The organism is Nocardia sp. NPDC059236 (genome assembly GCF_042754085.1).
In the GTDB taxonomy this organism is placed as follows: domain Bacteria; phylum Actinomycetota; class Actinomycetes; order Mycobacteriales; family Mycobacteriaceae; genus Nocardia.
Genome location: NZ_JBHZAF010000021.1, coordinates 144,255 through 153,944 on the forward strand (window position 1 = coordinate 144,255; position 9,690 = coordinate 153,944).

At 67.6% G+C, this 9,690-nt stretch carries 17 protein-coding genes; all 17 read left to right on the top strand.

Annotation, left to right across the window (positions count from 1 at the left end):
• Positions 1–15 precede the first annotated feature (15 nt).
• Complete coding sequence (locus ACFXIV_RS38560; protein ID WP_379405242.1) at positions 16–288, top strand: WhiB family transcriptional regulator; 273 nt, start codon at positions 16–18, stop codon at positions 286–288.
• Positions 285–470 (top strand): DUF6011 domain-containing protein, encoded by a 186-nt coding sequence (locus ACFXIV_RS38565; protein ID WP_379405240.1) that lies wholly within the window; start codon positions 285–287, stop codon positions 468–470. The genes ACFXIV_RS38560 and ACFXIV_RS38565 overlap by 4 nt, the downstream gene beginning before the upstream one ends.
• Positions 467–727, top strand: coding sequence for a hypothetical protein (locus ACFXIV_RS38570; protein WP_379405238.1), 261 nt, complete (start codon positions 467–469; stop codon positions 725–727). Before ACFXIV_RS38565 ends, ACFXIV_RS38570 begins: the two co-directional genes overlap by 4 nt.
• Positions 728–1,723: a hypothetical protein gene (locus tag ACFXIV_RS38575; protein WP_379405237.1), complete on the top strand. Its 996-nt coding sequence runs from the start codon at positions 728–730 to the stop codon at positions 1,721–1,723.
• Positions 1,720–2,001 carry a hypothetical protein gene (locus ACFXIV_RS38580; protein WP_379405235.1) on the top strand — a complete coding sequence of 94 codons (282 nt, stop codon included), beginning with the start codon at positions 1,720–1,722 and terminating at the stop codon, positions 1,999–2,001. Before ACFXIV_RS38575 ends, ACFXIV_RS38580 begins: the two co-directional genes overlap by 4 nt.
• Before the next feature lie 2 nt (positions 2,002–2,003).
• The gene (locus tag ACFXIV_RS38585) at positions 2,004–3,326 is read left to right on the top strand and encodes an AAA family ATPase (protein ID WP_379405233.1); all 1,323 of its coding nucleotides are present in this window, start codon (positions 2,004–2,006) and stop codon (positions 3,324–3,326) included.
• An 18-nt stretch (positions 3,327–3,344) separates the two neighbouring features.
• Positions 3,345–4,097 carry a hypothetical protein gene (locus tag ACFXIV_RS38590; RefSeq protein ID WP_379405231.1) on the top strand — a complete coding sequence of 251 codons (753 nt, stop codon included), beginning with the start codon at positions 3,345–3,347 and terminating at the stop codon, positions 4,095–4,097.
• A 15-nt stretch (positions 4,098–4,112) separates the two neighbouring features.
• Positions 4,113–4,625, top strand: coding sequence for a hypothetical protein (locus ACFXIV_RS38595; RefSeq protein WP_379405229.1), 513 nt, complete (start codon positions 4,113–4,115; stop codon positions 4,623–4,625).
• Positions 4,618–5,007, top strand: a complete 390-nt coding sequence (locus tag ACFXIV_RS38600) for a hypothetical protein (RefSeq protein ID WP_379405227.1) — start codon at positions 4,618–4,620, stop codon at positions 5,005–5,007. The genes ACFXIV_RS38595 and ACFXIV_RS38600 overlap by 8 nt, the downstream gene beginning before the upstream one ends.
• Positions 5,000–5,365 carry a hypothetical protein gene (locus tag ACFXIV_RS38605; RefSeq protein WP_379405225.1) on the top strand — a complete coding sequence of 122 codons (366 nt, stop codon included), beginning with the start codon at positions 5,000–5,002 and terminating at the stop codon, positions 5,363–5,365. Before ACFXIV_RS38600 ends, ACFXIV_RS38605 begins: the two co-directional genes overlap by 8 nt.
• Positions 5,358–5,768 (top strand): hypothetical protein, encoded by a 411-nt coding sequence (locus ACFXIV_RS38610; RefSeq protein WP_379405223.1) that lies wholly within the window; start codon positions 5,358–5,360, stop codon positions 5,766–5,768. The genes ACFXIV_RS38605 and ACFXIV_RS38610 overlap by 8 nt, the downstream gene beginning before the upstream one ends.
• A complete protein-coding gene (locus tag ACFXIV_RS38615) occupies positions 5,765–6,370 on the top strand; it encodes a hypothetical protein (protein ID WP_379405221.1) in 606 nt (201 codons plus the stop codon). The genes ACFXIV_RS38610 and ACFXIV_RS38615 overlap by 4 nt, the downstream gene beginning before the upstream one ends.
• 20 nt (positions 6,371–6,390) lie before the next feature.
• Complete coding sequence (locus ACFXIV_RS38620; RefSeq protein WP_379405217.1) at positions 6,391–7,449, top strand: hypothetical protein; 1,059 nt, start codon at positions 6,391–6,393, stop codon at positions 7,447–7,449.
• Positions 7,446–7,712 carry a hypothetical protein gene (locus ACFXIV_RS38625; protein ID WP_379405215.1) on the top strand — a complete coding sequence of 89 codons (267 nt, stop codon included), beginning with the start codon at positions 7,446–7,448 and terminating at the stop codon, positions 7,710–7,712. The genes ACFXIV_RS38620 and ACFXIV_RS38625 overlap by 4 nt, the downstream gene beginning before the upstream one ends.
• Before the next feature lie 2 nt (positions 7,713–7,714).
• Positions 7,715–8,095, top strand: coding sequence for a DUF6221 family protein (locus ACFXIV_RS38630; protein WP_379405213.1), 381 nt, complete (start codon positions 7,715–7,717; stop codon positions 8,093–8,095).
• Positions 8,096–8,203: 108 nt separating this feature from the next.
• Positions 8,204–9,019 (top strand): TIGR04255 family protein, encoded by an 816-nt coding sequence (locus ACFXIV_RS38635; RefSeq protein WP_379405211.1) that lies wholly within the window; start codon positions 8,204–8,206, stop codon positions 9,017–9,019.
• Entirely contained in the window at positions 9,016–9,675 is a 660-nt protein-coding gene (locus tag ACFXIV_RS38640; RefSeq protein ID WP_379405209.1) for a hypothetical protein, read from the top strand. The genes ACFXIV_RS38635 and ACFXIV_RS38640 overlap by 4 nt, the downstream gene beginning before the upstream one ends.
• Positions 9,676–9,690: the final 15 nt, after the last annotated feature.

The following is a 9,690-nucleotide window of genomic DNA, read 5'->3' on the forward strand; positions in this document are numbered from 1 at the left end:
TTGGGCGGTGGCGTGATGTGGCGTGATTACGCGGCGTGCGCTGGTGCCCCCACGGAGGCGTTCTTCCCTCCTGGCCGCAGTACCAATAGGCGTCGACAGGCGTTGGTGCAGAGGTTGATTCAGGTGTGCGAGGGGTGCCCGGTGCGGCGCCGCTGCGCGCAGGCCGCGGTCGACAACGGCGTTAGCCACGGCATCTTCGCTGGCGTCGATCTGGGCGACGGCGTCAACCGCCGGACATTGCACTATCGGCGCACGAAACTGCGCCGCGTCGCTGAGGCGGCGGCGTGACCGCGGTCGAGCTCGGCGACAACGAGCGGATCGCACGCCAGTGCCGCCGCTGTGGCGGCTGGCTCGTATCCGCGGAATCGGCAGCGCGTGGGCTGGGCCCGGTATGTGCACGCCATGAGCGTGAGGACGCCCGCCGGGCCGCGTCCGAAATCCCTCTATTCGATCTGGAGGTGACTCGATGAATTCCGATCTGCCCGCGGGCATTTCGCCCGACGAGGCGCACGACTATCTGGCAGCCATGCTCGACGCCTGCCGCAAGGCAGAGCAGGCCGCCGCCCTCAACAAGATCCGCTACATGCAGCTCGCCCGCCGCTATGGGCTGTCTCTCGCCGAGATCGGCGAGTACCTCGATATGTCGAAATCCGGTGTGTTCCGGGCGTTCCGGAAGGCTGAGGCGTCCGTCGGCGAGGGCGACCAGGTCCTCGGGGGTGTCGCGTAGATGCGCATCCGTTCGATCAAGCCGGAGTTCTGGCGGTCCGACGATATCGACGCACTGGACTGGCATCACCGGCTGGTGTTCATCGGCCTGTGGTCGTACGTGGACGACAACGGCGTCGGCCTCGACAAGCTCGCCTCGATTTGCGCCGACCTGTTCGCGAGCGACATGGAACGAGACCCTAGCGAGACTCTCAATAGAGTCTCGACGGCCCTGAATTTGTTCGTCGAGCGAGGCTTGATTCAGCGCTACTCGGTGGACGGCAAGGCGTTCCTGTTCATCACCGGGTGGTCGAAGCATCAGCGAGTGGTGAACCCGAACAATCCGCGCTATCCGGTCCCTACCAGCGAGAATGCTGTAACTCGCGAGGGTCTCACTACATCCTCGCGAGAATCTAATGAGACCCTCGCGCCTGGAACAGGGGAACAGAGGAACAGAGGAGAAGAGAGTTCTCCTACGGAGAACTCTTGTTCAACGGCTGCGCCGCCGAACGTCACCCCGCCCGCCCGAGGCTCTGGGGCGAAGGCACGGACAAAGCCGGGCGACCCGCGAGGGTTCGCTGACTTCTGGGCCGCATACCCCCGACGGACCGCCAGAGGTGCGGCCGTGAAGGCGTACGCGAAGGCGATCAAGACCACCGACCCCGCCGTCCTCCTGGCCGCCGCCCGCCGCTATGCCGAGGACCCCAACCGCAACGCCGAATTCACCTGCCACGCCGCGACATGGCTCAACCAGGAACGCTGGTCCGACGAACCGCTGCCCACACGAGGCACCGGCAATCGCGGGCCCGCCGCCAATGGTCGCGATCAGAAGATCGCTGACCTCGAGCGTTTCAAGACGAATCCAAATCCCGCAATCCTGAACGCTTTCGGCGGCCCACCCAATACCGGAGTCCCATCCGGTCCCATGCGGCCTCCCAGAGCGCTTCCAGGCGGCAGTGCGCACGCCCCGAAATCGCCTGCCGCATACCAACCCCCACTCCTTGGAGAAGTTTCGTGACCCCCAACCTGCCCACCGCCCCGGGCGACAACCCGCCGCACGGGCTCACCAACGACGAGCTCGTCACGCTCCTGCAGGTCATCACCGCCTACGACAACCGCACCGTCGACAACGCCACCGTCGGCGCCTGGGGCGACGCAGGCCGCCGTCAGCGCTGGACCTTCGGCGAGGCCCTCGACGCGGTCCGCCAGCACTACTCGGCCAACACCGCCTGGCTGATGCCCGGCCACATCACGCAGACCATCCGCCGCAACCGCGGCAAGAACTGGCAGGAGTAGACGTGACCACCGACACCCACATCGCCCCCTACGACGCCACCGCCGAGCGCGCCCTGATCGGGACCGCGCTGCTCGCGCCGGAACGCTGCCGCAACGAGTTCCTGTCGGTCCAGCCTGACGATTGGTTCAACCCCGAGGCACGACACATCGCGATCGTCATTGCCGAGATGATGACCGCCGGCCACCCGGTCGACCAGAACACCGTGCTGGTCGAGGCGCAGAACCGCGGCCTGGTCCCGGCACGGATCAAGCCGCGGACCCTGCTCGACTGCGGCGACTATGCGGGCCTGCCCGAGTCGGCCGGGGTGCACGCCGAACGGATCCGCGCCCTCTCGGCTGCCCGCAAGCTGTCCCAGGTCGGGATGCGGCTCGCGCAGCGCATGGAGACCGCCTGGACCTCGGGTACCGACCCGGCCGACATCGCGGCCGCGATCAGCGAGACCCGCCGCGCGTGCGACGACGCCGAACGCATCGCCACCGCCGTCACCGAACCACCCACGCGCATGGGCGATTTCCTGTCCATCCCCGACACGCACGACTGGCTGGTGCCCAACCTGCTCGAACGCATGGACCGGATCGTGCTCACCGGCGCCGAGGGCGGCGGCAAGTCCGTGCTCTGCTCCCAGATGGCCTGCACCCTCGCCGCCGGACTGCACCCGTTCACCGGGACCGTGCTCGGTTCCGGCCGTCAGGGGATCCGCGTGCTGGTCGTCGACTGCGAGAACTCGCCCGCTCAATCCCGGCGCCGCTACCGCTGGATGACCCGGCAGGTCAACCAGCGCCGCATCCTGTGCGAACTCGCGCCGGTCGACTGGAACGAGTCGATGGCCATCGAGGTCCGGCCCGCCGGTATCGACCTGCTCGGCAGCACCGACACGGCATGGCTCGAGCGTGTCATCACCGACACCGCGCCCGACCTGCTCGTCCTGGGCCCGCTCTACAAGCTGCACCATGAGAACCCGAACGACGAGAAACCCGCGCGCGACATCGCCTGGGTGCTCGACGGGCTGCGCGAACGGCACGGCTTCGCACTACTGACCGAAGCCCACGCGGGCAAGGGCAATGCGGCCGATGGCACCCGCTCGATGGCCCCGATCGGATCGTCGATGTGGCTGCGCTGGCCCGAGTTCGGTTTCGGGCTGCGCCGCTCGGCGAACGACACCAGCAAGGGCCGCGCCGAGCTCGTCGACGTCGTGTCCTGGCGCGGATCCCGCGAAGAACGCCACTGGCCGTCGAGCCTGCAGCACGCCCACATCCTGCCGTGGATGCCCGGCGACCCCGACTACTACGAGCAGCTGCACGCTGCCAACCGCACTGCCGCCTGAACCTCGAGGAGAAGATCCATGTCCAACAACACGCTCGGCCTGATTCCCGTGACCATCGCGCTGCCCGACGACCGCTACGCCGAGGTCATCGGCGAGATGGTCACTGAGCACTTCGCGCTCGTCCCGGCCCTCACCGTCGACGACGCCGGCACCGTCCAGTTCGCCGATTACGGCCGCTCCCTCACCCACATCCCCAGCGGACGCCGGGTCGCGCTCGACAGCTGGTTCGACATGCGCCGCTACGCTCGCGAACTCGAAGCCACCGACATCGACTGGGACGGGCTCGATCCCAGCGCCATCAGCCCCGAGCAGAGCGCGGCCATTCTCGAAGCCCGCAAGCGCGCCATCGGGTCCGCCGACACGAGCGAGTGGCCGTGGCCGAAGTGGGCGGGCGACGAAACCCAGCCCGCGCTGTCACTGCTGGCCACCACACTCGATTCGGCGGTAATGCAGCAGAAGCGATTCGACGCAATCCAGGACATCGAAGCCTCCGTCGCGAAACTCGACGCCGATCTGGGCCGCAAGGTCGGATCCGATCTGCTGGCCGCCTGGTCGGGGCTCTCGGTCAACGAATTCGGTGTCGCCTACCTGCTCGCTGTTCTGCAGCGCATCGACCCCGCCGCCGCGGACCTCGCCGCCCGTCACCTGGTGAACATGTGGGAAGACGGCGGCATCATCGGCGAGCGCGCCTACCTGTGGCGCCAGGAGCTCGCCGACGGCCAACCACTGGCCCTGGAGGGGTTCCCGCACCAGCCGTTCGCCGACCACTGACCCGGGGCCATCCCGATGCCACGTGATCACACCGACCTGTTGCGGAAACTGTGGAACCGCAAACGGTTCCGCGCCCTGCCGCGCAGCGCTCAAGCCCTCTACGTGCAGCTGCTTACCGAAGCGACACTGACCGCCGCCGGAGTGCTGCCGCTCATGGTCGACAAGTGGGCCGCCGCATGTGACGACACCACCGTCGCCGACATCCAGGCCGACCTGAAAGCGCTCCACGCCGCCGGATTCGTGATCGTCGACGACCAGACATTCGAGGTGCTGCTGCGCTGGTACCTCGACCTGGCCGGCCTCACCCGCCACCCAAACCACCTCAAAGGTGCCCTGCGCGCGGCCGACGCCATTGCAAGCCCCGTGTTGCGCAAGGCATTCGGTATCGACCTGCTCGCCCTCGGCCTGACCGGCGAGGCCGAAACATTCGCGATGCGACTCATCGGATCGGGATCCCATCCGGATCCCATCCCGATGCCATCCGAATCCGTACCCAACCCGATCCCGAAGGAGGCTCGCGATGCCTGACCAAGACCTCATCGCCGAAGGCCAACGGCTGCTGCCCGAGCCCGGTGAATTGCTGACCAGCGAGCAGGCTTTCGGCCTGGCGGAGTGGGCAGGGCTCAACCTCGGCCCGCTGCTCGACAAGCTGAGGTGGAACATCCACCTCTTCCACGAATGGCGTGACATCGCGTTGACTCGCAAGACTCAACGCGACGAGGCCCGCGCCGAGCTCGCCGCGTACCGCAAGGCCCTCGCCGCCATCAAGGCTGCCGACCCGGCCCTGTTCGAGGACATCGAGGAGCGCGGCGAGGCGTACGAAACCTACGGCAGCCCCGGACACAACCTCCGTGAGGTGTACGTCGCCGCGGTCGCGCCCCTCGCGGCATGGGAGGCCGGCCGTGGCTGACAACACGAGCCGCGGTCAGCTCGCCGACTTGCGGCACGCACTCATGCGGCAGCTGTGGGATTCGTGGGATTTGAAGGGCGTCGGGCTGACGGTCGACACCCTGGGAGCCGCTAACGCGATTCTCGGAAACGCCGAGCTGCTGGATGCTCTTGCGGCGTACCGCGGCTGGCGTCCACCCGCCCGTGTCGCCGAGCTGGAGCAGGGGTGTGGATACGTCGTCCTTTGCGGCGATTTCGACTACGAGGACGTGCAGCTGGTTGGCGAGAGGGTTTTCGCTGACCTCGAATTCGCCCTCGATACCGCTGACGGAGCGGGCGGCACTGTGTATGAGCTGCGGGAGGTGAACGACCGTGGGTGACAACACGATCCGGGCTCTTCTCGAAGACGTCTGGGATGACGGGAACGCTTCGGGTCTTGACGGATGGGTGGGCCCAGGCCGTGGTACCGAACCCGTTGACGAGCAAGCAATCTCCAACCGCCGCCGAGTCGTCGACAAGGCCCTCCGCGAGCTGGAGACCGAGCAGGAGCGGGCCCGCGACCTCGCCGCCGAGGCGTACCTCGCGTGCGTCGCCGACGTCGCCGCCCACCATGCCTTCGCCACCCTCCTCGCTGCGTTCGGCGTGACGGCCTCGGAAGAGGTGGCCGGCGTGCTGGAGGGGTTCGATCAAGTCATCGCTGTGGCCCTCGCCGCTATGCGTGCGGACCCCGCCACGATGGAGGCCGCACGGAAACGCCTGCGCGCGTTGGGAGTGACCGAATGACCCCCGCCAAGATCCGCGCCGAGGCCATCGAGCGGATGGCACGGGCCGATTACACGGGCTGGCTGGAGCGCGTGCGGGGCAAGTACGCCCAGGACGGCGAGACTTGCCCGCACCTGCCGTGGGATGAGCAACCCGACACCGGCGAATGGGGGCGCGATCGGTGGCGGAGTGACCACGCGCCCAACGCCGACGCCCTCGGCGAAATGCTGACCGCAAGCCCGAAGCGCCGGCGCTCACGCGCCAGCGCGAAAGGCGCGGGCACAGCATTTGAGACCCTGATCGCCCGCGGCCTGGCCGCCGCGCTCGGAGACGACCGCATCGAGCGGCGAGTCCGCAACGGCCGCAAGGACCGCGGCGACATCTCCGGCCTGCGCACCCACGGCGGCGGCCGAATCGTCGTCGAATGCAAGGACTACGGCGGGCGGATCGAGGCCGCTGCCTGGACCGCCGAGGCCGAGGAGGAGCGCGGCCACGATGACGCACTCGCGGGCATCGTCGTCGCGAAACGCATAGGCACCACCAAGTTTGGTGATCAGTACGTGCTCATGCGGATGCGCGACCTCGTCGCGATCCTGACCGGCCGCCGTAACCACATCATCTGACCGAGGAGGCGAAACCCCGTATGGCTATCGAGTGCCCAGCGTGCATGCGGCCCTGCCCGGACGGCTGGGCCCTGTGCGTGCCGTGCTCCGAGCGGCTCGTCGTCGAGCTGCTCGCCGTGCCCGGCCTGGTCGCCGAGTGGACGACCACGCGCGCCGGCCTCGCCCGGGTGAGCGCGGGCCGCTACGGCGGCCGCTCAGCCGAGACCGCGCTCCCCGTGCAGTCCATCGCCCGCGATCTGCCCGAGTGGGCAGAACAAGACGAGGTCGGCGCGACGCTGCGCGGCGACCGCGCCCGGCACCGTCTCGACACCGCCGTCGGCACGTGGGCCCGCCTGGTCGCCGAGGAGCTTCGCGTCGAGATTCCGATCGGCGCGCGCGGCCTGGTGCAGCTCGCCGTCAACGGCCGCACCGGTCGCCTCGACGCGCCGCCGGTCGTCGAGGTGGTGCACTGGCTCGAGGGCGTGGTCGTGTACGGACTCGAGGGCGCGCCCGTCGGGCCGCCTCGGCGGCGGGCACGCGTGAAATCCGGTCGCGGCGCCGACATCCTCGCCGAACCTGCGACGCCCATAGAGCAGGCCGCGGTGTGGCTGGCATGCCATGCGCACGCCCTGCGCACGCACCCCGCGGCGGGCGACGCGCTCGCCGAGATCACCGGCGCTACGGACGGCATGCGGCGCGTGGTCGACCGGGCCGAGCGCCGCTACCGGGGCATGTGCCCAGCATGCTCGGCCGAGCTGCACGCGGGCCCCGGCGAGTCCTACGTCCGGTGCCGAGGATGCTGGGCGCAATACGATGTCGCCGCGATCGAGGCCACCGCGCGGGACTCGGCGGCCGAGCAGCTCTACACCGCCGGCGAGCTACTGCGCGTGCTCCCCGAGCTCGGCGCACCGGTCGCGAAAACCACGCTGTACCGATGGATCCGGACGCACAAGCTCACCGAGCGCGGTTGGGTGGACCGGGCCGGGCGAATCACCAGCACGAAACACAATCCGACCGACACTGCGGTCTACCGGTGCGGCGACGCGCTCGACCTCGCGAAGGGCGGGGCCGAGGACGACGAGGGAGGATCGGCAGCATGACCGACGATGCCCGGAGGACGGTCTACGGCATACGCCCGCACCGGACGATGGCCGAAGCGGACATGGCGCTGGCGAAGCGGCTGGCCGAACTGCCCGTGCCGCAGGAACAGATCGAGCGGATCGTGCAGGAACTCGGCGATAAGCCCAAGTCGGCGCGGCCCATGGCTATCGCGGTATCCATCGAGGAGCAGCAGCACCAGGACGACATGCGGGCGAGGTCGGTTCAGCTTGCATACGAGCGTGGACACCTGCGGAGGAATTGAGCATGCCGACCATCGAGGAGTTCATCGAGGCGCGCCTTGCCGAGCGCGAGGCCGCCGCGAACGAGGCAATCGAGCTCGAAAAGTACTTCACACCAGGCGAGTTCACCGTCGAATATCAGTGGTCCCGGTTCGCGCGGCGGAGCGCCGAGGGCGGCGCGTCGTCGATGTTTGTGCCCGGCGCGACGGGCCCGCGCGAGGTGCTGCGCGAGTGCGCCGCCTGGCGTGCGCTCATCCGCTCGACGGCCCGGCGGATCGCGCAGGGTTGGGGACATCACGACACCGGGGACATGATCGAGGCCGACCTCGCCCCGATCGCCGCCATCTGGGCCGAGCACGAGGACTACCGGCCCGAATGGGCCCTTGAGTGGGGATCGGAAGCATGAGTGATCCCGACAGCTGGTGCGCGTTGGCAGATGTCGCCGACGCGACGGCGAAGAGATCACTTCACTACTCTCTTCACCATTGGCGTGGCGTGAACTAGAGTGTGAAGCATGGCGACACCTGTTAATCCCTTCGCCGACCAAGAGCCCGGCAACATCCCTCTGTCTTCGGCGCCGCTTGTGCGTACGATCGCGCAGATCCGCTTTCCTCACCTCACCCACTTCGCGACCAAGGAGGACGCAGTGGCACAGGGTGTTGCTGCGGCTCTTGCCGACCAATATCCAGTGATGGAGATTGGCCAGGGTGTCTCTGTCGTGATCACCCCGGAAGGGGTCAGCGAGAGTGCCAACACCACACGGATCTGGCGTGTTTCAAGTGCCGACCGCACCTGGCAGATCAGTTTCAGCGGCACCTTCCTGAGCATCGACACTACGAAGTACGTTGCTCGACGCGACTTCGCCCAGCGACTCACCGACGCTTGGCAGGCCCTTAACCAGCAGGTAGCGGTCCCATACATCGAACGGCTTGGAATTCGCTACATCAATCAGGTGGCAGACCGCGACCACCTGAAGCGGCTACCGGAACTTCTTCGGCCTGAGGTACTGGGTATGCCGATCTATCAGGATCCCGATGTCGCGACTCTCACGGCGGCACTAAGTGATGCTCAGTTCGAGTTCCCTGAAGGCGGGGCCTTTCGTGCGCGTTGGGGATTGCTTCCTGCCCGCGCCCAGGTTGATGTCGCACGCCCGCAGTACGACTACTCAACGTGGCTATTGGATATGGACTCGTTCCGCGAGTGGGAGGCGGGGACGCAGAACGGCGAGAATCTGTTTGAGGACGTTTGCGCCCTGGCGCTGAGGGGCTACCAGTTCTTCCGCTGGGCGGTGACCAGCGAGTTCCTCGCAGCCCACGGAGGCCAGCAATGATGACGTCACCAGGTGCGCTCGACGTTCGTGAACTGGTCACCGGGTACCAATTCGATGACCTCGGCACCAGCACCGAGTTCGGGAATCTGCCCAGCACTCGGGCATCCGTTGGCGCAGGTGCGTCCCTTCTCTTTTCGGCTGTCGTCATGCTCGGCGGTTTGGGGGCCACATCGATCGGTGATCAGTACGACCGCGCCGCATCGTTTGCGATGGTGGGGGCAACCAGCCGCGGCGAACTTGGATCGAATCCCGAGCCGGTCGGCGCGAAACCTGTTGAGGGCGCCGAGTCGAGGAGCGATCGCGAAGAGATCGCCTGGATCAAGGCGCACTCTGGGCTCACTTGGGACCAGTTGGGCAAGGTGTTCGGCGTTTCGCGACGTGCCGTGCACATGTGGGCCAACGGTGGGCGACTCAATGAGTCGAATGCGCGACGCCTCCGTTCGTTTTCGGCGATCGTTCGAGATATCGAGGCCGTGATTTCTCCGCAGACACCGGAGATGGTTCGTGCGCGCCTCCTTCAGGTCGAGCCCGACGGCCTGAGCATTGTCGATCGCCTTCGCCGCGACCGCTCGGCGGGGCCGACCTGGGGTGCACCGTTTGGTCCTGAGCGGCTCGTGGATGCGATCCGCGAGCCCCTGCGTACGCAGACGGACTGAGATCGACCACTCGTC

What these genes read in the sequence shown, in the direction of transcription:
- ACFXIV_RS38560 (WP_379405242.1), top strand. Translation starts at nt 16, where the DNA reads ATGTGGCGTGATTACGCGGCGTGCGCTGGTGCCCCCACGGAGGCGTTC.
- ACFXIV_RS38570 (WP_379405238.1), top strand. Translation starts at nt 467, where the DNA reads ATGAATTCCGATCTGCCCGCGGGCATTTCGCCCGACGAGGCGCACGAC.
- ACFXIV_RS38575 (WP_379405237.1), top strand. Translation starts at nt 728, where the DNA reads ATGCGCATCCGTTCGATCAAGCCGGAGTTCTGGCGGTCCGACGATATC.
- ACFXIV_RS38590 (WP_379405231.1), top strand. Translation starts at nt 3,345, where the DNA reads ATGTCCAACAACACGCTCGGCCTGATTCCCGTGACCATCGCGCTGCCC.
- ACFXIV_RS38595 (WP_379405229.1), top strand. Translation starts at nt 4,113, where the DNA reads ATGCCACGTGATCACACCGACCTGTTGCGGAAACTGTGGAACCGCAAA.
- ACFXIV_RS38600 (WP_379405227.1), top strand. Translation starts at nt 4,618, where the DNA reads ATGCCTGACCAAGACCTCATCGCCGAAGGCCAACGGCTGCTGCCCGAG.
- ACFXIV_RS38615 (WP_379405221.1), top strand. Translation starts at nt 5,765, where the DNA reads ATGACCCCCGCCAAGATCCGCGCCGAGGCCATCGAGCGGATGGCACGG.
- ACFXIV_RS38620 (WP_379405217.1), top strand. Translation starts at nt 6,391, where the DNA reads ATGGCTATCGAGTGCCCAGCGTGCATGCGGCCCTGCCCGGACGGCTGG.
- ACFXIV_RS38625 (WP_379405215.1), top strand. Translation starts at nt 7,446, where the DNA reads ATGACCGACGATGCCCGGAGGACGGTCTACGGCATACGCCCGCACCGG.
- ACFXIV_RS38630 (WP_379405213.1), top strand. Translation starts at nt 7,715, where the DNA reads ATGCCGACCATCGAGGAGTTCATCGAGGCGCGCCTTGCCGAGCGCGAG.
- ACFXIV_RS38635 (WP_379405211.1), top strand. Translation starts at nt 8,204, where the DNA reads ATGGCGACACCTGTTAATCCCTTCGCCGACCAAGAGCCCGGCAACATC.
- ACFXIV_RS38640 (WP_379405209.1), top strand. Translation starts at nt 9,016, where the DNA reads ATGATGACGTCACCAGGTGCGCTCGACGTTCGTGAACTGGTCACCGGG.